Origin of the sequence: Clostridioides sp. ES-S-0001-03, assembly GCF_020676075.1 — a bacterium.
Lineage (GTDB): Bacteria > Bacillota > Clostridia > Peptostreptococcales > Peptostreptococcaceae > Clostridioides.
This window is the reverse complement of record NZ_JACVWJ010000010.1, coordinates 78,664-100,709: the sequence shown is the minus strand read 5'-3', so window position 1 is coordinate 100,709 and position 22,046 is coordinate 78,664. Positions and strand designations below refer to the sequence as shown.

The window sequence follows — 22,046 nt, the reverse complement described above, 5'->3', positions numbered from 1 at the left end:
AATAAAATAATTATTTATATATGGTACCTTTACTTTAAGGTACCATATTTTTAGGGTGCAGATTTTTTTTGTTTCTGATAAAATGTATAATAGTTAGAAATTAAGTTAAGTATAAAAATATAGAAAAATTTTCTGATAGAATCCTATCATAGAACTTAATATATTTAAGTATACTAACATACGAACGGAACAATTATTAGTATTTTTAGGAGATAAAAATGGAAAAATTAGAAGGAATGATAAGTGAAATAGTCTTTAAAAATGAAGATAATGGCTATACAATAGCTCATCTGGTAAATGAAAATGATGAAATTGTTGTTGTAGGATGTATGCCTACTTTAGCAATGGGAGAGAGTATAGAGGTTGAAGGTAAATGGGTAAACCACAAAATTTATGGAACTCAATTTGAAGTGAATAGTTTTATGCCAGTGACACCATCATCTTTGGAAGGAATTTATGTTTACTTATCTTCTGGTATGATACATGGAATTGGCGAAAAAATGGCTAAGAGAATAATTGATAAGTTTGGTGTTGACACACTAGATATAATACAAAACTACCCAGAAAAATTACAAGAAGTAGAGGGGATAGGTAGTAAAAAGGTAAAGCAAATAGTAAAGAGTTATGAAGAAGATAGAGAATTAAGAAACATAATAATTGAACTATCTCCTTTTGGAATAACACCCAACTACTGTCTAAAAATATATAAAAAATATAAAAGTAGTGCAATAGAAATTATAAATAAAAATCCATATCAGCTTGCTGAAGACATAAGAGGAATAGGGTTTAAAGTAGCTGATAGTATAGCTAATAAAATTGGTATAGATAAGAATTCTAAAGATAGAATATGCCAAGGAATATTATATACCTTAAATAAATCACTAAGTAATGGGCATACATATTTGCCAGAACATATTCTAATACAAGATTCGGAAAAATTGTTGGAGTTAAGTGGAGACATAGTAAAAGAATGTGTAATGATGTTGGTATATAATCAAAAAATACATATAGAAAAAGTAAATAATGAAAATCTCATATATCTTATGCCCTACTATTTGTCTGAAAATGGAGTATGTAGTCAAATAGTAAAACTGTCGCAGTATGAATTTGAAGATTTGAATATAGATATAGAAAATGAAATTAAAATTTTAGAAGATGATAAGAATATTAAGTTAGCAGAGAAGCAAGTTTTAGCAGTTAAAGAATCTGTGAATAGTGGCGTATTAATTATAACTGGTGGGCCAGGTACCGGAAAAACTACCACTATTAATGCAATTATAGATATATTTGAAAATAATGGGAAAAGTGTAACTTTAGCTGCTCCAACGGGAAGAGCAGCTAAGAGAATGAGTGAAACTTCTAATAAAGAAGCAAAGACTATACATAGATTATTAGAAATGGGATTTTCAACAGATGATGATTTAACATTTTTTAAAGATGAAGAAGACCCAATAAATTCAGATGTAATAATAGTCGATGAAGTATCAATGGTAGATATTATCTTAATGTATAATTTACTTAGAGCAATAAAATTAGGAACAAGAGTAATATTAGTTGGGGATAGCGACCAATTACCTTCTGTAGGTGCAGGCAATGTACTTAAGGACATGATAGATTCAAATATTATAAATGTAGTCAAATTAAATGAAATATTTAGACAAGCTCAACAAAGTATGATAATTGTGAATGCGCATAAGATAAATAATGGAGAACCACTTCATTTAAATACAAAGGGAAAAGACTTCTTTTTTATAAGAAAATCAACAAATGAAGAGATATTAAATGAAATAATAGGTTTGGTAAATGAAAGATTACCTAAATTTTATAATGTCGATAAACTAAAAGATATACAAGTGTTATCTTCAATGAGAAAAGGAGAGCTAGGAGTTACCAATCTTAATATAGAGTTACAAAAGTATCTTAACAAAAAGGAGAAGTTTAAAGTAGAAGAAAGTTTTTCTAAAAGGTTGTTTAGAGTTGGTGACAAGGTAATGCAAGTAAAAAATAATTATACAAAAAAGTGGGAGACAGAAGACCAAAAGGAAAGTGGGGAAGGTATATATAATGGAGATATAGGCTATGTATATCATATAGATAAGGATAAGAAAACTATTTATGTACTATTTGACCAAACTAAAATTGTATCATACTTATATGATGAATTAGATGAGATTGACCATAGTTTTTGTACAACCATACATAAAAGTCAAGGAAGTGAATTCCCAGTCGTAGTGATACCAATAACTTGGGCTCCTCCTATGTTACTAAGTCGTAATTTATTATATACAGCAGTGACAAGAGCAAAAAAATTAGTTGTGTTAGTTGGAGATGTGAAATATTTGGAATATATGATAAAAAATAACAGAGTAAATCAAAGATATTCAAACTTAGGATATAAGTTAAACAAATTCAAACAAGAAGGGCTGTTGATAGAGTAAATATGAAAATATGCAATGATAATTTTATTAAGAGTCTTAGAAATCTAATTAATAAATGTCTGGATTTTATTTATCCTGAAAATATAAATTGCATAATTTGTGATAAATCAATAAAAAAAACTAATACCTATTCAGTCTGTAAAAGTTGTTTTAATGAAATGAATTTTATACTAAATGGGTGTATAAAATGTGGAAAGCCAATAATACATCATTCACTTGAAAAAGAATTTATTGAAGGATGTAGCTATTGTTTTGATAAAAGTTTTTATTTTGACAAGTCAATCTCCTGTATTGAATACAACGAGATAACTAAAAAAATAATATTAGGATTAAAGTACAATCAAAAAACATTTATGGCTAAATACATAGCGCAAATAATGAAAGAAAAGTTGGATTTAGAAAATGTGAAGTTTGATTATATATTATTTGTTCCACTTCATAAGAAAAGACTTAATAAAAGAGGATTTAACCAAGCACAAAAAATAGCTTTGAGTTTGAGTAAAATAATCAATGTTCCAATGTTAGATTGTATATCCAGGGAAAAAAATACAAGGATGCTTTATAAGTTAAGTAAACAAGAGAGAAAAAAGGAATTAAAAAATGTGTTTGCTGTTAACAAAAATATTAAATTAATAAATAATAAAAATGTACTTTTGATAGATGATATATTTACAACTGGCGTGACAACAAATGAAATATCTAAGATTTTAAAGTTATCTGGTGTTAATAAGGTTTTTGTAATGACGTTGCTTACAAGAGCAAATGACAACTACGTTATGGAATAATCTTATATATTGACAATTTTACTTTAAAATATTAAAATGAATAAGTGATATTTAGGTCTGTGGTTGAAAGTCCAAGCCAGTCGCAGGCAAAAGGATCCACGTAAGTTAACACTAAAAATTGGGTTAATGAGCATGGTGCGGCTTAGAAGTAAGACCTACCGATAATAAAATCGAGAGAGAGTAGTAGTGCGGCGAACCCAAGCGAACCCTCCAGTAGGCGAGTGTGGGGTCAAAGACCAGGTCAGCTAAATATCATATTAAAAGAGAGCTAGCATAATGTTTTTATGTGTAGCTCTTTTTTATATATAATAAATTTAGATTGAATCATAAAGAGGTGATATATATGAACAAAAGACAAGAGAACTTGTTGACAGTATTGCTATTGAAAGAAGAATTTATAAATATCAATGACATTGCTAACGATTTTGAGTGCTCGGAGAGAACAATAAGAAATGATTGTAAGTACATTGATGAATGGTTGTCTACTTTTTGTAGTGCTTATATTAAAAGAAAGCCTAAAATAGGAATTAAGTTTAGTGGAGATGATACAGATAAAATAATAGTAAATCAGAAGTTAAGAGGTGAAGTTAAAAGAGTAAATAGTGAACTCCATAAACAAGTTGAGATATTGAATCTATTACTTTGCAATAATAAGAAGATTACCTTAAATGATTTGTCCAATAAATTGTATATAAATAAAAACATTGTTAGGGAAGAAATAAATACATTATCAGTAGAATTAAGTAATTATAATTTGAAAATTTCAACTAAAACGGGCAGTGGTATATGTATTGAGGGAAATGAGAAAGACATAAGGATAATGTTAGTGGCATTTTTATTTAAATATATAGATAAATACAGACTAAACATGGATGAAATAGAATATTTCCATATAGTAGACATAATAGTTGTCAAAAATATAATGTCTATAATAGAAGATAAAATGGATATAAGACTTACAGATGTTTCATTCAGGCAATTGATGTTATTTTTACTTATAAATATCATACGAATAAGGTTGGGGAATTCTTTTGAAATAGTAAATATTAAAAAAGAATTAAAGTTAGAAATTCTTATATTAGATATAGAAAATGAGTTGAAATCCAGTCTATCTATAGTATTAAACCATGAAGAAAAATTATTTATAGAATCACTAATACTTGGCATGAATAAACAAATAAATAGTAAAGATACTAAAAAATCACTATACCTTAATGAAGAATTATCAGAGTATACAAAAAGAATTATAAATCTGGTATCAGAAGAATCGGGTATAAACTTTAATAATGATATATTGCTTTATGACCAATTAATATGTCACTTAAATGTTACAATGCACCAAATGCAAAGTAACGTTTATTTGGAAAATCCACTTTTAGATAATATAAAAAATAAATTTTGTTTTTTATTTACAGTAATTTCAAATTCAATAGGAATTGAGCAAAAAGGAACACAAATAACTGAAGATGAAATAGGTTATCTTACTCTTCACTTTCAAACATCTTTAGAAAGAAAAAGTAATAAGAGAGAATCAACTAAAAAAGCAAGTATCGTGTGCCCATTTAGTTTTGGAGTAAGTATGTTACTAAAAGTAAAGATAGAAAAGAGATTTAATAATATAGAAATAGTTGAAACACTAAGGGAAGAAGATTTAAGAAGAGATAACTTCAATAAAATGATAGATTTTATAATTGCATTTCAAGAATATGAAAATGTACAAAAGCCAATTTTTATAACAACACCACTATTTACTGATGAAGATGAAAATAAACTCAAAGAATTTACCAACAAAATAAAAGAAAAAGATACATCATATAAACTTATGAATAGATTAATGATGTCTGATTATTTAATAAGAGAGCTAGAACATAATGATATTTATGAGGCTATAGCATACTTAACTAATTTATTAATCGAAAAGCATTATGCAGATAAAGAATATTTAAATTCTATTATAGAAAGAGAAAAGGCATATCCAACTAATGTTGGGAAAGGAATATTATTTCCTCATGGAGATATGAAGTATATAAAACAATCTGTCTTATGTTTTGCAAGATTGAAAACACCAATAAAAATTAGAAATGGAAAATACATAAAGATTATACTTTTATTAGCTTATAAAAAAGAGGATGATAGAAAAGTATTTAGAGAATTATTCAAAGAAATATCTAAATTGACAGAAGATGAAAATATGCTTGATGTGCTAAGTAATTGTGATATTAAAAATATAAAAAATATTCTTATATAAATTTATATCAAAATGTGAATAAGCACAAAATTTTCCATGTAGTGGAAAAAGTTGTGCATGTTTTTTTGTTTTTATAAGATATTATATATCTATCAGATAGAAATCAGTTAAAAGTAGACAAGTAATTTAGGAGGAAGAAATGGAAGAAATAGTATTAAAGATTATAATTCATGCTGGAAATGCAAAATCTATGCTTTATGAAGCTCTTGATTGTGCAAAGGAAAACGATTTTGAAAAGGCTGATGAATTAATCGAAAGTGCAAATGAAGAAATATTAAAAGCACATAAAGTACAAACAGAACTTATACAAAAGGAAGCAGGAGGAAATAAATCAGATATATCTATTTTACTAATTCACTCTCAAGACCATTTAATGACTTGTATGAGTGAAAGAAACCTTATAAAAGAAATGATAGTGCTAAGAAAAGAAATTCAAAAATTAAAATAAAAAGTAATTAAGGGGGATTTAAGATAATGAAGAGAAAAGTATATTTATTTTGTAGTTTTGGTATGTCAACAAGCTTACTTGCAGGAAAGATGCAGAAAGTAGCAGATGAACACAATTTACCAATAGAAGTAGAAGCATTTCCAATAGCAGAAATTGATAAGATAGTTGCAGATAAGAATCCAGATTGTATATTGTTAGGACCTCAAGTTAAATACATGCTAAAGGAGTTAAAGCCAAAGTTTGAAGCTCAAGGAAAACCTGTGGATATAATAAATGAAACTGATTATGGAACTATGAATGGAGAAAAAGTACTAAAGCTTGCTATAAAATTAATAAAATCTAAACAAGCTTAAAATATAGTAAAAAGATACTGAGAAATGAGGGTGGATAGATGAATAAATTGGAAAGAATACTTATGCCGTTGGCTGAAAAAATAGGTAAAAATAAATTATTAATTGCAATTAGAGATGGTTTTTTAGTATCATCACCATTATTGATAATAGGGTCATTATTTTTATTAGTAGCAAACTTCCCAATAAAAGGATGGGACGAATTTGTAGGTCAAATTTTTGGTCCAGATTGGGCAGTAAAATTACAACAGCCAACTATAGCGACTTTTGAAGTAATGACTTTACTTGCAGTTTTAGGAATTGGTTACTCTTATGCTAAACAAATAGATGTAGACCCAATTGCATCAGCAGCAGTTGCAATAGTCGCCTTTTTTATAGTTACACCATTTGTAATACCATATACACCAGAAGGAACAAAGGCAGTCTATATGGTAACTGGTATCCCATTAGGTTGGATGGGTTCTAAGGGAATGTTTGTAGGAATGATAACCGCAATAACATCTGTTAAGTTATTTGCAGTAGTTGTCAAAAAAGGGTGGACATTGAAGATGCCAGATGGAGTTCCTCCAACTGTTTCAAAATCATTTGCTGCATTAATACCAAGTGCAATAGTTATGGTAGTTTTCTTTTTAGTTAAGATTGCTTTTGAAGCTACACCATATGGAAGTATACATGAATTTATATTTAAGTTTTTACAAATGCCATTATTAAAATTAGGAAATAGTTTAGGTGCTATGGCAATAGCTTATATATTCTTACATTTATTCTGGTTCTTTGGAATAAATGGTAGTAGTGTTGTTGGAGCTGTCTATAATCCAATATTAAAAATTTTATCAGCTGAAAATTTAGCGGCTTTTCAAGCTGGTTCAAAAATACCAAACATAATAACTGGTCAATTCCAGGATATGTTTGCAACATTTGGTGGGGCAGGTAGTACACTATCCTTAATTATAGCTATGTTACTTATATGCAAAAGTAAACGTATAAAATCAATGGGTAAATTATCAATTTTACCAGGGATATTTGGAATAAATGAGCCATTAATATTTGGTCTACCAATAATGCTTAACCCAATATTATTGATACCATTTGCAATAGTTCCAACAATAAACATAATAATAGCCTATTTCTGTATGTCAGCAGGATTAGTACCACTTACAAATGGAGTTCAATTACCATGGACAACTCCAATTATATTCTCTGGATTTCTAACAACAGGATGGCAAGGTGCTTTATTACAAATAATACTTCTTGTACTAGGAATATTTATGTACATGCCATTTATAAAGATGTTAGATAAACAATATTTAAAAGAAGAAAAAACAAATGTTGAAGAGGAAGATGATGATATATCTTTTGATGATTTAGTATTATAGGAGGAAAATTATGAAGAAAATAGTTATGATATTGGATCAAATACAAGCAGGTGCAGGTGGGAAAGAAAAAAGCAATATACCTCCTGCTGGAAAATCAAGTCCATTAGGTCCAGGTGTAATGATGGAACCATTTTTAAAAGAATCTAAAGTAATAGCGACACTTTTCTGTGGGGATGAATTTTTTATAAACAATGAAGAAGAAGTGACAAATAAAATGATAGCTATGGTTAAAAAGTTAAATCCTGATGTAGTAATTTGTGGACCAAGTTTTAACTATGAAAATTTTTCTAAGATGTCAGCAATATTATCTAAAAATATAAATAATAAAACAGATATACCAGCTTTTGCAGCTATGTCAGAAGAAAATGCATACGTAATAAACGAATACAAAAATGATATATGTATAGTTAAGACACCTAAAAAAGGTGGAATTGGTCTTAATGATTCACTAAACAATATATGTAAATTAGCAAATTCAATAGCAAATAAAGAAGACATAACTTTAATGAAAGAAGAATTTTGTTATTAATTAACACTTTACTAGGGGACAGGTTTAAGTAAAATATTATTTACATTAAAGTATGTGGATAGAGTTTCTATAATTAAGGAGGGATTTTCTGATATGTGGGGAATGATAGCAACATGGAGAATGGCTATAGAAGGAATCACTGAAGCATCAGAACATTTAGAAAAAGGAATGGAAGCAGGAGATGCTGTAGAACTTGCTGTAAGAAGAGTCGAAGATTATCCATTCTATAAATCGGTTGGATATGGAGGACTTCCAAATGAAAATTGTGAAGTAGAACTTGATGCTGCATTTATGGATGGAAACACACTAGATATAGGAGCAGTTGCAGGTATAAGAGATTATTCTAACCCTGTCAGCATAGCTAGAAAACTAAGTTATGAGAAAGTGAATAATTTCTTAGTTGGAATAGGAGCTGAAGAATATGCCCATAAAAATGGATTTGAAAGAAAAAATATGTTAACAGATAGAGCGAAACTACATTATAAGAAGAGAAAAAAAGAAACTTTAGATAAAGGATTAAGCCCATATGCTGGTCATGATACTGTTGGGATGATATCTTTAGATAGAGATGGAAAGATGTGTGCAGCAACCTCAACAAGTGGTCTATTTATGAAGAAAAGAGGTAGAATAGGAGATTCTGCACTATCTGGTTCAGGGTTTTTCGTTGATAGTAACATAGGAGGGGCTACAGCTACTGGTCTTGGAGAAGATTTGATGAAAGGGTGTATATCATATGAGATAGTTAGACTTATGAAAGAAGGAAAACATCCACAAGAGGCATGTGATATAGCAGTAAATGAGTTAGATGAACAACTTATCAAAAGACGAGGAAAAGCTGGAGACTTATCATTAGTTGCTATGAATAATAAAGGAGAATGGGGAGTAGCTACAAACATAGCTGACTTTACATTCTCAGTAGCTACTAAAGCAGAAGAACCTACAGTGTATATATCAAATAGAATAGATGGTAAAACTATACATAAGGTTGTGTCAAACGAGTGGATGGAAGCATATGAAGCTAGGATAAAGGCTCCAATAGAAGTGAGTGAATAAAGTTTGTATTTATGCAGCAAAGTAGAGTCTTTAATATTTAAAAGGAGATTTTTATGAATATTATAAACAATAAAGTAGACGAGATAAAAGAACATTTATTAAGTGATATTGTAGATATTGTAAAAATACCTAGCGTTGAAGGGGAGTCAGAAAATGACTTCCCTTTTGGCGAAAAGGTAGGAAAAGCACTCAATAAAGCACTAGAAATTTCAAGAAAATTAGGCTTTAAAGTTAGAAACTTAGACAATTATATTGGTTATGCAGAATATGGAGATAGCGAAGATTATATCTGTGTAATTGGCCACGTAGATGTAGTACATGAAGGGGAAAATTGGATATATCAACCTTATGGAGGAGAAATATATAATGGAAAAATCTATGGTAGAGGGGTATTAGATAATAAAGGACCTATAATGTGTGCTTTATATGGATTATATGTTATTAAGGAATTAGGTTTAAAGTTAGATAAAAAAGTTAGGATAATTTTTGGCACAAATGAAGAAAGTGGATTTAAAGATATACCATATTATTTAAAAAAGGAAAAACCTCCTATAATGGGGTTCACACCAGATTGTAAATATCCTGTTGTATATGGTGAAAAAGGTATGGCGAAAATTATAATCAAAAATAACTGTAACTATAAGGAAGATACATTTCTAAGCTTTATAGAAAATATGTCTGAAAAGGTGATTGTCACAAATCAAGAGTTACATAAAGAGAATAGTTACATAATACTTGAGATAAAGGTAAAATATGAATTTAGTTATAAACTAGAAGATGTCTTAGATGAAATAAAATCTAATTTTCCCAATGATACAGAGATAGAAGTAATTTCTAATTTTAACCCTGTATATTTTGATAAGGATAGTAAGCTTGTTAAAAAACTTCAAATAGCTTATGAAAGAGTAACATCATTAGATGGTACTCCAGTAACAACTAATGGAGGTACATATGCAAAAGTAATGCCAAATATAGTTCCATTTGGACCTTCGTTTCCAGGACAAAAAGGAATAGCACATAATCCTGACGAATATATGGATATAGATGATATAATCTTAAATGCAAAGATATTTTCAAATGCAATATATGAATTAGCAAAGGAGTAGTTATGCTAGAGATAATAGGAATGACAGTAGAAGACGCTAAGATTATAGAAGATTGTGGCGCAGATAGAATAGAATTAGTTAGTGCTTTAACTGAAGGAGGGCTAACACCAAGTTTTGGACTTATAGAAAGTGTTGTTAACAGTGTAAAGATACCTGTGAACGTAATGATAAGACCACATGCTAAAAGCTTTGTATATAGTAAAGAAGACATAAATATAATGTTAAAAGATATAAATACAGTCAAAAAGATTGGAGCTAATGGAGTTGTATTTGGAATGTTAGACAAGAATAATAATATAGATGAAGAAAATTTAAATTTTTTGTTGCAATATTGCGATAATCTTGATGTTACATTTCATAGAGCAATAGATGAATCAAATACAATAGAAAGTGTTAATCTTTTAAAGAATTATGACAGAATTACAAATATATTAACGTCAGGGGGAAAGGGAAGTATAAGAGAGAATATAAAAATTATAAAAGATATGATGCTTAACTCTAATAATATAAAAATTCTTTTAGGTGGAGGTCTTAATTTTAATAATATAGTTGAAATAAAGGGAGTAACTAAGGCAAATAATTTTCATTTTGGTACAGCTGTTAGAATAGATAAGAATCCATTTGAAGATATAGACAGACAAAAGCTAAAACAATTAGTGGATATAATTTCGAAATAATATAAACATATATAATTTATATAACTTATTAGATTAAATAAAGAGTGTTAGTCAATTGTAGTTTGGGTATATGAATATTATGAGTATTGATTAAGAAATTATTGTTATGATGCTTTACTACTTTTAGATAATTTTGAAGTTAAACTAAATAGTGAAAGAAAAAATGAAATATGGAGGTCTTAGAAGGTGGATAACTATGAAAAATTTATAAAAGTTAAGTAACATATAATACATATAATTTCCTAAAATTACCACTTTATGACATGAATTCACATATTAATAAACAATTATTGGAGATATTTGTGGATAGAAAGGATAATAAAAATAGCTTTAAATACACAGGAACAAGAGTTATTAACAGTTTTATCCACATTATCCACAGGGTATTGTTATAATATTAATCCACATAAGCATTAAGGTGATTAAAAATGAAAAATAATTCTATCAATTGAATAGAAAAAATCACAAAAGTTAATAATAAAAGAAGGATTATGAGATTTCGTGTAGAATATATTATTTAAGTATAAATTTTCTTATACTGGCATAATTGAAGGGAGATGTACTTATGAACATAATTATATCTGGAAAACAAATCGAATTAACTGATGCAATAAAAAATAAAATCGAAAGCAAGTTAAGTAAGTTAGATAATTACATTCATCCAGACACTGATGTAAAGGTTACAGTAAGTGCTAAAAAAACAAGACAAAAAATAGAAGTAACAATAGCTACTGTAAATGGTCCTATAATTAGAGCAGAAGATATGCAGGAGAATTTATACACAGCTATAGATGTTGTATATGATAAATTAAGCAAACAATTAAAAAAATATAAAAAGAGATTACAAGATAAGCATCAAGACAATAAGAGTATAAGATTCCAAGATGCAGAGATAAATCTAGCAGATGAACAAGAAGATTATGAAGATGAAAATCAAGATATAGTAATTCAAAGACGTAAGAAATTTAGTGTTAAGCCAATGAGCGAAGAAGAAGCTGTATTACAAATGGAATTAGTAGGACATGATTTCTATATGTTCAAGAATATAGATTCAGATGAAATAGCTGTAGTTTATAAACGTCATAATGGCGGATATGGTATAATAGAACATGAATAAAGCAATTTAGATTTAATCATATTAGCTATCGATAAATTATTTATCGATAGCTTTTTAAATTAATATTAAAAGTATAGTTTTTATGGTAAAATGAATAATAGTACAATAAAGAACGAGGAGAGATGTAAAATATGAGCTTTATGGATAGTTTATTCAACATGGCAGATAAAAAAGAATTGAAAAAGTTCAATAAGACTGTTGATATAATAGATTCATTAGAACCTAAATTTGAATCTATGGCAGACTCGGAACTTAAAAATATGACAAATACATTTAAAGAAAGATTAGAAAATGGAGAAAGTATAGATGATATACTTCCAGAAGCATTTGCAGTAGTCAGAGAGACTTCTAAAAGAGTATTAGGTCTTAGACACTACAGAGTTCAAATGATTGGAGGTATAGTATTACATCAAGGAAGAATAGCTGAGATGAAAACAGGTGAAGGTAAAACTTTGGTTGCAACTGCTCCTGTTTATTTGAATGCTCTTACTGGAAAAGGTGTACATGTTGTAACGGTAAATGATTATCTTGCAAAACGTGATAGAGACCAAATGGCAAAAGTTTATGAGTTTTTAGGAATGAGTGTAGGTGTTATTGTACATGGTCAAAATCCAAAAGTTAGAAAAGAACAATATGATTGTGATATAACTTATGGTACAAATAATGAATATGGATTTGACTACTTAAAAGACAATATGGTAATACACAAAGAGCAAAGAGTTCAAAGAGGATTAAATTATGCGATAGTGGATGAGGTCGACTCTATACTTATAGATGAGGCTAGAACACCACTTATTATATCTGGCCCTGGAGATAAATCAACTCACCTATATTCAGATGCAAATACATTTGTGTTAACTTTAAAACCTGATGACTATGAATTAGAAGAAAAAGATAAGGCTGTATCTCTAACAGCATCAGGTATACAAAAAGCAGAAGTATATTTTAATGTTGATAATATAACAGATATATCTCATACAGAGTTATATCACCATATAAATCAGGCTTTAAGGGCACATGTAATAATGAAAAAAGATGTTGATTATGTTGCTAAAGATGGAGAAATAGTAATAGTTGATGAGTTTACTGGTAGACTTATGTTTGGTAGAAGATATTCAGAAGGCTTGCATCAAGCAATAGAAGCAAAAGAAGGTCTTAAAATACAGAGAGAATCTAAAACACTAGCTACTGTAACATTCCAAAATTACTTTAGAATGTATAAAAAACTTTCAGGTATGACTGGTACAGCAAAAACGGAAGAAGAAGAGTTTAAAGCAATATATAAAATGGATGTCTTCCAAGTGCCTACTAATAAGCTTATGGTAAGAGAAGACTTGCCAGATTGTGTATATAAAAGTGAGATAGGTAAATTTAATGCTGTAGCTGAAGAAATAATTGAAAGACATAAAGTTAATCAACCAATACTTGTAGGTACAGTTTCGATAGAAAAGTCAGAACTACTATCACAAATATTAAAGAAAAAAGGTATTAGACATGAAGTATTAAATGCTAAACACCATGATAAAGAAGCAGAAATAATAGCTCAAGCAGGTAGACTTGGAGCTGTTACAATAGCTACTAACATGGCTGGTCGTGGTACTGATATAGTTTTAGGTGGGAATCCAGATTTCTTAACTAAGAGAGAAATGAGAAGAAATGGATTTAAAGAAGATGTAGTAAATAGAGTTGATACTCCAATAGAAGGAATACCTGTGGCAGGAAATGAAATTTTATTTGAAGCTAGAGCAGAGTACGAAAGATTATATAAACAATTTAAGCAACAAACAGAAGACGAACAAAAACAAGTAGTAGAAGCAGGTGGACTTGCTATAATTGGTACAGAAAGACATGAATCTCGAAGAATAGATAACCAGTTAAGAGGTCGTGCTGGTCGTCAAGGTGACCCAGGTAGCTCAAGATTTTATATAGGTCTTGATGATGACCTTATGAGATTGTTTGGAAGCGATAGAATATCTGGAATCGTAAATAAAATAGGTCTTGAAGAAGACATGCCTATAGAACATAGAATATTATCTAAGTCTATTGAAGGTGCACAAAAGAAAGTCGAAGGTAAAAACTTTGGAATAAGAAAACATGTACTTCAATATGATGATGTTATGAATAAGCAAAGAGAAATAATATATGCAGAGAGAAAACGTGTATTAGAAGGTGAAGATTTACAAGAGCAAGTACAATCAATGACTCATTCTATAATAGAAGAATCAGTGACTCTTTATACACAAGATAAAGGATTTGATGAAGAAGGATTTAAGGAACATATGTATAATCTGTTCTTACCAAAAGGTAGTATAGAAATTCCAGAGATAGAAAAGCTTAATCCAGTTGAAATAACAGAAAAAGTTTATGAAATAGCTATGAAGATATATACTGCAAAAGAAGAACAAATAGGTTATGAAAGAATGAGAGAAGTTGAGAGAGTTATCTTACTTCAAGCTGTTGATAATCATTGGATAGACCATATAGATGCAATGGATCAATTACGTCAAGGTATAGGGCTTCGTGCTGTAGGTCAACAAGACCCAGTTATTGCTTATAAAATGGAAGGTTTTGATATGTTTGATGAGATGAATAAACATATCAAAGAAGATACTGTAAGATATTTATTTAATATAACAATAGAGGCTCCAGTAGAAAGAAAAGCAGTTGTAGATGTTGAAAATCTAACTTCTCCCTCAGATGGAACTCTTCCAACAATCAAAACTATTAAAAAAGATGAAAAAGTTGGAAGAAATGATTTATGTCCTTGTGGAAGTGGTAAGAAATATAAAAACTGTTGTGGAAGATAGTTTTGGAGGATTAAATGTTAAAGATACAAGAGTATAGACATAGTGTGGAGCAAATAGCTTCAAATTTAGAAGAATTGAGGGTTTCTCTTTGACGTAGCTTCATTGATGGAAAAGATAAAAATTAATGAAGAGAAGATAAATAAACAAGATTTTTGGAATGACAATGAAGTAGCGCAAAAAGTACTTCAAGAAAACAAAGCTTTAAAAGAAACTATAGATGAATATGAAAGTCTAAAAAACTTATTAGAAGATGTAGAAGTATTGATTGAAATAGGCCTAGAAGAAGAGGATGATTCTGTTGAAAAGGATATAGAAATGTCTATAGAATCAATAGAAGAAAAATTATCTGAGATGAAAATAAAAACTCTTTTAAATGGCGAGTATGATAAAAATAATGCTATATTATCTATAAATGCTGGAACTGGGGGTCTAGATGCTCAAGATTGGGCTCAGATGCTTTTAAGAATGTATATAAGATGGGCAGAAGGTAAGGGTTATAAAGTTAAGCTTTTAGATATAATATCAGACCCTGAAGCGGGAATAAAGACAGCTACAATTCTTGTAGAAGGAACCAACACTTATGGATATTTAAAAAGTGAAAAAGGGGTTCATAGATTGGTAAGAATATCTCCATTTGATCCATCAGGAAAGAGACATACTTCATTTGCTTCTATAGATGTAACACCAGAGTTAGATGAAAATATAGAAGTAGAAATTAATTCATCAGATTTGAAGATAGACACATATAGAGCGTCTGGTGCTGGAGGACAACATGTAAACACAACTGATTCAGCTGTTAGAATAACACATATTCCTACTGGTGTAGTGGTTCAGTGTCAAAATGAAAGGTCTCAACATTTAAATAAAGATAGAGCTATGAGACTTTTGATGGCAAAATTGATAGAGTTAAAAGAATTAGAGCAAAAGGAAAAAATAGAAGATATACAAGGCAAATACTCACAAATAACGTGGGGTAGCCAAATTAGGTCCTATGTTTTCCAACCATATAAGTTAGTTAAAGACCATAGGACAAATGCTGAGTTTGGAAATGTAGATAGTGTGATGAATGGGAATATAGACTTGTTTATCAACGAATACTTAAAAATGAATAAGACAGTTTAATAAACAATGTACAGTAATTAAGATAGATATATAAGAAGGTTAGTGCTTACTATGCACTTTACAGCACTTAGGCTGAGGACTACAACCCTCAGCCTTCGTTCTGTTTGTTATACTTATGAAAAAACTAACATTAGGAGTGAAAAAAATTGGATATAAATCAAATCTTAAAAAATGAATTTAATCTCAAAGATGAACAAATAAATAATACGCTAAAGCTTATTGATGAAGGAAATACAATACCATTTATAGCTAGATACAGAAAAGAAATGACTGGTGAGATGAGTGATGTCACATTAAGGGAATTCTATGAAAAATTGATGTATCTAAGAAACCTTCAAAGTAGAAAAGATGATGTAGTTAGATTAATAGATGAACAAGGAAAATTAACAGATGAGATAACACAAAATATAGAAAAAGCAAAAACACTACAAGAAGTAGAAGATATATATGCTCCATATAAACAAAAGAAAAGAACTAGAGCAACAATAGCAAAAGAAAAAGGGTTAGAAAATCTAGCAGTATCAATACTAGAGAGTAATCTAGATAATATAGATTTAGAGGCGAAGAGTTATATAAATGAAGAAAAAGAAGTAACTTCTGTTGAGGATGCCTTAAAAGGTGCAAGAGATATAATTGCAGAAACAGTTTCAGATGATGCGAAGATTAGAAAATACATAAGAGAGCTTGCTTTAAGAGAAGGAATGATAGTTAGTAAAAGTTCTACTGATGAGAAATCAGTTTATGATATGTATTATGATTATAGTGAAGCAGTGAAAAGTATGGCTCCACATAGAGTTTTAGCAATAAATAGAGGAGAAAAAGAGAATTTTTTAAAAGTCAAATTAGAAATAAATAATGATAAAGTTTTAAATTATATAGTAAATGAATATGTAAATGATAAAAACTTTAAGAATAAAGATGAAATTGTAAATTCAATAGAAGATTCATATAAAAGATTAATTTTCCCATCGATAGAAAGAGAAATAAGAAATCATCTGACAGAAATAGCTCAAGAAAGGGCTATAAGTGTATTTGGAAAAAATGTTAAAAGTTTATTACTTCAACCACCAGTTAAAGATAAAGTAGTTATGGGATTTGACCCTGCATTTAGAACTGGTTGCAAAATAGCGGTTGTAGATAAAAATGGTAAATTATTGGACTATACAACAGTATATCCAACAGACCCTCAAAATAATGTAGAAGGGGCAAAGAAGACTTTAAAAGAATTAATTGAAAAATATAATATAGACATAATTTCAATAGGAAATGGGACAGCATCAAGAGAGTCAGAAACATTTGTGTCAGAAATGATAAAAGAGATAGATAGAGACGTTCAATATGTTATAGTCAGCGAAGCTGGTGCATCAGTTTACTCAGCATCTGAACTCGCAAATGAAGAACATCCAGATATAAATGTATCAATAAGAGGAGCTATATCTATAGCGAGAAGACTACAAGACCCCTTAGCAGAACTTGTGAAAATAGACCCTAAGAGTATAGGTGTAGGCCAATATCAACATGACTTAAATAAGAAGAGATTAGAAGAAGTATTAAATGGAGTTGTTGAGGATTCCGTAAATAGTGTTGGAGTAGATTTAAATACTGCATCATATTCTCTATTAGAGCATATTGCAGGAATAAGTAAGGTTATCGCAAAAAATATAATAGCATATAGAGAAGAAAATGGAGACTTTACATCAAGAGTACAACTGAAAAAAGTAAAAAGACTTGGCCCTCAAGCATTTACTCAATGTGCTGGATTTATGAGAATCTTAGATGGAAAGAATCCTCTAGATAATACAGGTGTACATCCTGAAAGTTATGATATATGCAAAAAAATGATTGAAATAATAGGATATTCTTTGGATGATGTAAAAAATAAAAATATAGAAGAAATAGATGAAAAAGTTAAGGAAAATGGTTTGAGAGAATTAAGTGAAAAATTGGAAGTAGGCCAAGTTACTTTAAGAGATATCATAGCTGAGATTAAAAAACCAGGAAGAGACCCAAGAGAAGAAGGAATAAAGCCTATACTTAGAACTGATGTCCTAAAAATTGAAGATATACAAGAAGGGATGTCTTTAAAAGGTACAATAAGAAATGTTGTAGATTTTGGAGCATTTGTAGATATTGGAATAAAAAATGATGGGCTAGTTCATAAATCAGAAATGAGTAATAGCTTTGTAAAAGACCCTATGAGTATTGTTACAGTAGGTGATATAGTAGATGTAAAGGTAATTGGAATTGATTTAAATAAAAAAAGAGTTGCATTATCAATGAAAAAATAGGTTAATTTATGTTTAGTTATGATACTTATGTGTAACAATTATAAATGTAAGTAGCATAATAAAAAATTTAAGAAATTATGAAATGAGACTGTAAAGAGATAATATTTAAAATAGTTAGTATAGTATTGAAAATCAGGAGGAAAATGAATGGTTTTTATAAAAAATGGTAATATAAATACCATAACAAATGGAATAATTCAGGGAGATATACTTATAGACCAAGGAAAAATAATAGAGATAGGAAAAGACTTAATAGCACCTTTAGATGTAGAGGTGATAGATGCAAGTGGTAAATTTGTGTTTCCAGGGTTTATAGATGCCCATACTCATTTAGGATTGTGGGAAGATGGTATAGGATTTGAAGGAGCAGATGGAAATGAAGAAACTGACCCAATAACACCACAATTAAATCCTATAGATGGGGTTAATCCAATGGACAGAACATTTAAAGAAGCTTTTGAAGGTGGTATAACTTCTGTATGTACAACTCCTGGAAGTGCAAATGTTATGGGAGGTCAATGTATAGCTATAAAGACCTATGGGAAAAGAATTGATAAAATGGTAATAAAAAATCCAGTAGCATCTAAAATAGCCTTTGGAGAAAATCCAAAAAGCTGTTATGGTCAAGATGATAAATCTCCACAAACTAGAATGGCAATAGCTTCATTACTTAGAGAGAATCTTAAAAAAGCAGAAGAATATTTAGAGGAAGTCGACCTGTATGAAAGTCATGATGATGAAGATTGTGAAAAACCTGAATATGATATAAAAATGGAAAGTTTAATACCCGTTTTAAGAGGAGAAATTCCTTTTAAAGCACATGCCCATAGAGCTGATGATATGTTCACAGCCATAAGGATTGCAAAAGAGTTTAATTTAAAGCTTACATTAGACCATTGTACAGAAGGTCATCTTATAGTGGAGGAGCTATTGGAAGAAGGATTTCCTGTAATAGTAGGGCCATCATTATCAGAAAGGTCTAAATTTGAACTTAGAAATTTAACGTTTAATACAGCTGGAATACTTTCAAATGCAGGACTTGATGTATGTATAATGACAGACCATCCAGTAATACCAGTTCAATATCTTCCAATATGTGCAGGGATAGCAGTTAAGCATGGAATGAAAGAAGAAAAAGCAATAGAATCCATTACAATAAATCCAGCTAAGACTCTAGGAATTGAAGATAGAGTAGGTTCTATAGAAGTTGGTAAAGATGCAGATATAGTAATTTGGGATAATTCTCCACTAGAGATTCAAAGTAATGTACTTTACACTATAATAAATGGGAAAGTAGTGTATGAAAAAAAATAACTTGACAATTATTAAAAAATTAACTAATATAAGAGTGTAAGGAAAATTAAAAAATCAAAGAAGATCTTCGGGGCAGGGTGAGATTCCCTACCGGCGGTATAGCCCGCGAACTACTTATGTGGTTGATTTGGTGAAATTCCAAAGCCGACAGTAAAGTCTGGATGAGAGAAGATATTTATGGAATATAAATAAGTTTATTTTAGTTTGTTTAAACTATATCCATAAAAACTCGAAGATAAGGTCTTCGAGTTTTTTGTTTTTCCTAAAAAAATATAAATATATTTATTAGGAGGATAATAATTATGCAAAGTACAGCAAAAAGAAGTAATATGATTTCAACAAGAACTTTAGTAGTAATGTCAATTTTATCAGCAATATCTTATTTACTAATGTTTATTCAAGCACCAATACCAGGTATATTTCCAGATTTCTTAAAAATTGACTTATCAGATATTCCAGCAATATTTGGAGGGATGTCTTTAGGACCATTAGTTGGATTTGGAATAGTTGTAGTAAAAAATATACTACAAGCGATTACAGCAACAACAACTGTAGGAGTAGGAGAGTTTGCAAATATATTAATTGGTGGTTCTTATGTAATGATACTTTGTTATTCATATAAGAAAAGGAAAGATTTAAAAGGCATATTAATTGGATTTGTATTAGGAACAATAGCTATGACTATAATTGGCTCAGTGTTAAATTACTTTGTAATGTTACCACTTTATGGTCAATTTATGGGACTAGATGCTATAATAGGGTTAGGTTCAGCTATAAATCCTAAGATTCATGACCTATTTACTTTTGTAATTTGGATGATAGCTCCATTTAATGTACTAAAAGCTGTGATAATATCTTTAGTAACATTACCACTTTATAAAAAAATGGGAAATGTAATAAAAAAATAATCAGACAAGAAAATATAAAATTTTAAAATTAAATATATTGGAAAGCCATAATTTATTTATAACTTCAGTCTCATGTTGTGATTGATGTATTAAATACATTATGGCTTTATTAATTTATCAAAAAATGTATTTAAAATAAGAAATATTTAGACAGATTTAATTTTTAAAATAAAGGAAGAATTAAAACGATTAACTATTAAAATACTAAAAAGGTATCTACAATATGCAGAGCGAATTCATAATAAACAAAAAATAAAGTTATTATTAAGAATAAATAATGTTTTGAACTGTAATTCTTAATAAAAACTAATTTAACGATGATAGGAGAGTAGATTTATGAAAGTATGTAAAAAAATGAAAAAAGTATTTTTAGACGATAAAGGGTATTATTTTAATAGTGATTGGGAAAATATTCATATAGGCATTGATAGTAAAATGTTAGGAGATTCTTTAAAGTATATTACGAATGAATATATTGAAAATATGGAAAGAGTGAAGTATGACTATCATGAATTAGAAAATATAAATAATCAAACAGATGGTATGTGTATTTTAGCTATAAGACAGAATTATAAAGCTTTGAAGTATGTAAAAGAGCAAACAGAAGAATTATGTTTAGAAGCTATAAGGTACAATTATAGAGCACTTGAATATGTAAAAGAACAAACTGAGTATATATGCCTTGAAGCAATAAAAAAAGATTGCAATGCACTTAAGTATGTAAGAAATCAAACAGAAGAACTTATTATAAAAGCAATAAGATGTTCTTCTAATATAGATGTTGTAAGTATATTAAAAGCTTTAGAGGTTCAAACAAGAAAAATATGTTTAGAAGCAATTAAAAAAGATGGCAGGTGTCTTGCATATGTTAGAGAACAAAGTGAAGAATTATGTATAGAAGCAATAAAACGAAACTATAAAGCACTTAAATATGTACAAAACCAAACAGAAAAAATGTGTATTGAAGCTGTAAGTCAAAATGGTATGGCATTACAATATGTAAATCAGCAGACAGAAAGAATATGTTTAGAAGCAGTTAAACAAGATGGAAGAAGCCTACAATTTGTTAATAATAAGACAGAAGAAACATGTATAAGAGCTATAAGATACTTGGATAAAAAGTACAATATTAAAGATGTACTAAATTACATAGATAACTATACAGAAGAGATATGTACAGAGATTGTAAGACAAAATGGAAAGATGCTTATGTATATAAAGAATCAAACAGAAAAAATGTGCATTGAAGCAGTAAAAGAAAATTATAAATCTCTCAAGTATGTAAAAGAGCAATCAGAGGAAATATGTAAAGAAGCCCTGAAACAAAATTGTAAGGCAAAAGAATATGTAAGGATTGCTATTGATGATTATATATAAGTTTTAATAGAATCATCAATATTGAAAGATAAACAAAAAAGATAAATAGAAGTACTTTATAATAGTTGGGGCTTATACTATAATTAATTAAGCAGTGATATAA

The 22,046-nt window shown here is 29.1% G+C and carries 17 protein-coding genes and 1 riboswitch; all 17 genes read left to right on the top strand.

What is annotated here, in order from left to right:
* Positions 1 to 218: 218 nt before the first annotated feature.
* The 17 genes from IC174_RS17395 (at position 219) to IC174_RS17315 (ending at position 21,943) form a co-directional block, all read left to right on the top strand.
* Positions 219 to 2,438, top strand: a complete 2,220-nt coding sequence (locus IC174_RS17395) for an ATP-dependent RecD-like DNA helicase (protein WP_227434549.1) — start codon at positions 219 to 221, stop codon at positions 2,436 to 2,438.
* A 2-nt stretch (positions 2,439 to 2,440) separates the two neighbouring features.
* Positions 2,441 to 3,223 carry a ComF family protein gene (locus IC174_RS17390; RefSeq protein ID WP_227434550.1) on the top strand — a complete coding sequence of 261 codons (783 nt, stop codon included), beginning with the start codon at positions 2,441 to 2,443 and terminating at the stop codon, positions 3,221 to 3,223.
* Positions 3,224 to 3,566: 343 nt separating this feature from the next.
* Complete coding sequence (locus IC174_RS17385) at positions 3,567 to 5,471, top strand: BglG family transcription antiterminator (RefSeq protein ID WP_227483560.1); 1,905 nt, start codon at positions 3,567 to 3,569, stop codon at positions 5,469 to 5,471.
* Positions 5,472 to 5,610: 139 nt separating this feature from the next.
* Positions 5,611 to 5,919, top strand: a complete 309-nt coding sequence (locus IC174_RS17380; RefSeq protein ID WP_227483559.1) for a PTS lactose/cellobiose transporter subunit IIA — start codon at positions 5,611 to 5,613, stop codon at positions 5,917 to 5,919.
* Between the two features lie 26 nt (positions 5,920 to 5,945).
* Positions 5,946 to 6,272, top strand: a complete 327-nt coding sequence (locus IC174_RS17375) for a PTS sugar transporter subunit IIB (RefSeq protein WP_227483558.1) — start codon at positions 5,946 to 5,948, stop codon at positions 6,270 to 6,272.
* Positions 6,273 to 6,310: 38 nt separating this feature from the next.
* Complete coding sequence (gene celB / locus IC174_RS17370) at positions 6,311 to 7,645, top strand: PTS cellobiose transporter subunit IIC (RefSeq protein ID WP_227434554.1); 1,335 nt, start codon at positions 6,311 to 6,313, stop codon at positions 7,643 to 7,645.
* A 10-nt stretch (positions 7,646 to 7,655) separates the two neighbouring features.
* Positions 7,656 to 8,174, top strand: coding sequence for a GrdB-related putative oxidoreductase (locus IC174_RS17365; RefSeq protein ID WP_227483557.1), 519 nt, complete (start codon positions 7,656 to 7,658; stop codon positions 8,172 to 8,174).
* 93 nt (positions 8,175 to 8,267) lie between these two features.
* Positions 8,268 to 9,227 carry a N(4)-(beta-N-acetylglucosaminyl)-L-asparaginase gene (locus IC174_RS17360; protein WP_227483556.1) on the top strand — a complete coding sequence of 320 codons (960 nt, stop codon included), beginning with the start codon at positions 8,268 to 8,270 and terminating at the stop codon, positions 9,225 to 9,227.
* Between the two features lie 53 nt (positions 9,228 to 9,280).
* Positions 9,281 to 10,333, top strand: coding sequence for a Sapep family Mn(2+)-dependent dipeptidase (locus IC174_RS17355; protein ID WP_227483555.1), 1,053 nt, complete (start codon positions 9,281 to 9,283; stop codon positions 10,331 to 10,333).
* Positions 10,334 to 10,335: 2 nt separating this feature from the next.
* Positions 10,336 to 11,010, top strand: coding sequence for a copper homeostasis protein CutC (locus IC174_RS17350; RefSeq protein WP_227434558.1), 675 nt, complete (start codon positions 10,336 to 10,338; stop codon positions 11,008 to 11,010).
* A 565-nt stretch (positions 11,011 to 11,575) separates the two neighbouring features.
* Complete coding sequence (gene hpf, locus IC174_RS17345) at positions 11,576 to 12,127, top strand: ribosome hibernation-promoting factor, HPF/YfiA family (protein WP_227434559.1); 552 nt, start codon at positions 11,576 to 11,578, stop codon at positions 12,125 to 12,127.
* Positions 12,128 to 12,258: 131 nt separating this feature from the next.
* Complete coding sequence (secA, locus tag IC174_RS17340) at positions 12,259 to 14,934, top strand: preprotein translocase subunit SecA (protein WP_227483554.1); 2,676 nt, start codon at positions 12,259 to 12,261, stop codon at positions 14,932 to 14,934.
* Between the two features lie 14 nt (positions 14,935 to 14,948).
* Positions 14,949 to 16,056, top strand: a protein-coding gene (gene prfB / locus IC174_RS17335) for a peptide chain release factor 2 (protein WP_227434561.1) whose coding sequence is annotated in 2 segments (ribosomal slippage) — positions 14,949 to 15,023 and positions 15,025 to 16,056 — 1,107 coding nt in all. Because the reading frame shifts where the segments join, the coding sequence is not laid out codon by codon here.
* A gap of 146 nt (positions 16,057 to 16,202) precedes the next feature.
* Positions 16,203 to 18,344 carry a Tex family protein gene (locus IC174_RS17330; protein ID WP_227483553.1) on the top strand — a complete coding sequence of 714 codons (2,142 nt, stop codon included), beginning with the start codon at positions 16,203 to 16,205 and terminating at the stop codon, positions 18,342 to 18,344.
* Positions 18,345 to 18,491: 147 nt separating this feature from the next.
* Positions 18,492 to 19,658, top strand: a complete 1,167-nt coding sequence (locus tag IC174_RS17325; RefSeq protein WP_227483552.1) for an amidohydrolase — start codon at positions 18,492 to 18,494, stop codon at positions 19,656 to 19,658.
* A gap of 59 nt (positions 19,659 to 19,717) precedes the next feature.
* Positions 19,718 to 19,835, top strand: a riboswitch (FMN riboswitch).
* Positions 19,836 to 19,960: 125 nt separating this feature from the next.
* Positions 19,961 to 20,566 carry an ECF transporter S component gene (locus tag IC174_RS17320; protein WP_227483551.1) on the top strand — a complete coding sequence of 202 codons (606 nt, stop codon included), beginning with the start codon at positions 19,961 to 19,963 and terminating at the stop codon, positions 20,564 to 20,566.
* A gap of 336 nt (positions 20,567 to 20,902) precedes the next feature.
* Positions 20,903 to 21,943 carry a DUF4116 domain-containing protein gene (locus tag IC174_RS17315; RefSeq protein ID WP_227434565.1) on the top strand — a complete coding sequence of 347 codons (1,041 nt, stop codon included), beginning with the start codon at positions 20,903 to 20,905 and terminating at the stop codon, positions 21,941 to 21,943.
* Positions 21,944 to 22,046: the final 103 nt, after the last annotated feature.

Bases quoted from the DNA above. Each gene is read 5' to 3' on its own strand.
- IC174_RS17395 (WP_227434549.1), top strand. From the start codon at position 219: ATGGAAAAATTAGAAGGAATGATAAGTGAAATAGTCTTTAAAAATGAA.
- IC174_RS17390 (WP_227434550.1), top strand. From the start codon at position 2,441: ATGAAAATATGCAATGATAATTTTATTAAGAGTCTTAGAAATCTAATT.
- IC174_RS17385 (WP_227483560.1), top strand. From the start codon at position 3,567: ATGAACAAAAGACAAGAGAACTTGTTGACAGTATTGCTATTGAAAGAA.
- IC174_RS17380 (WP_227483559.1), top strand. From the start codon at position 5,611: ATGGAAGAAATAGTATTAAAGATTATAATTCATGCTGGAAATGCAAAA.
- IC174_RS17375 (WP_227483558.1), top strand. From the start codon at position 5,946: ATGAAGAGAAAAGTATATTTATTTTGTAGTTTTGGTATGTCAACAAGC.
- celB (WP_227434554.1), top strand. From the start codon at position 6,311: ATGAATAAATTGGAAAGAATACTTATGCCGTTGGCTGAAAAAATAGGT.
- IC174_RS17365 (WP_227483557.1), top strand. From the start codon at position 7,656: ATGAAGAAAATAGTTATGATATTGGATCAAATACAAGCAGGTGCAGGT.
- IC174_RS17360 (WP_227483556.1), top strand. From the start codon at position 8,268: ATGTGGGGAATGATAGCAACATGGAGAATGGCTATAGAAGGAATCACT.
- IC174_RS17355 (WP_227483555.1), top strand. From the start codon at position 9,281: ATGAATATTATAAACAATAAAGTAGACGAGATAAAAGAACATTTATTA.
- IC174_RS17350 (WP_227434558.1), top strand. From the start codon at position 10,336: ATGCTAGAGATAATAGGAATGACAGTAGAAGACGCTAAGATTATAGAA.
- hpf (WP_227434559.1), top strand. From the start codon at position 11,576: ATGAACATAATTATATCTGGAAAACAAATCGAATTAACTGATGCAATA.
- secA (WP_227483554.1), top strand. From the start codon at position 12,259: ATGAGCTTTATGGATAGTTTATTCAACATGGCAGATAAAAAAGAATTG.
- IC174_RS17325 (WP_227483552.1), top strand. From the start codon at position 18,492: ATGGTTTTTATAAAAAATGGTAATATAAATACCATAACAAATGGAATA.
- IC174_RS17320 (WP_227483551.1), top strand. From the start codon at position 19,961: ATGCAAAGTACAGCAAAAAGAAGTAATATGATTTCAACAAGAACTTTA.
- IC174_RS17315 (WP_227434565.1), top strand. From the start codon at position 20,903: ATGAAAGTATGTAAAAAAATGAAAAAAGTATTTTTAGACGATAAAGGG.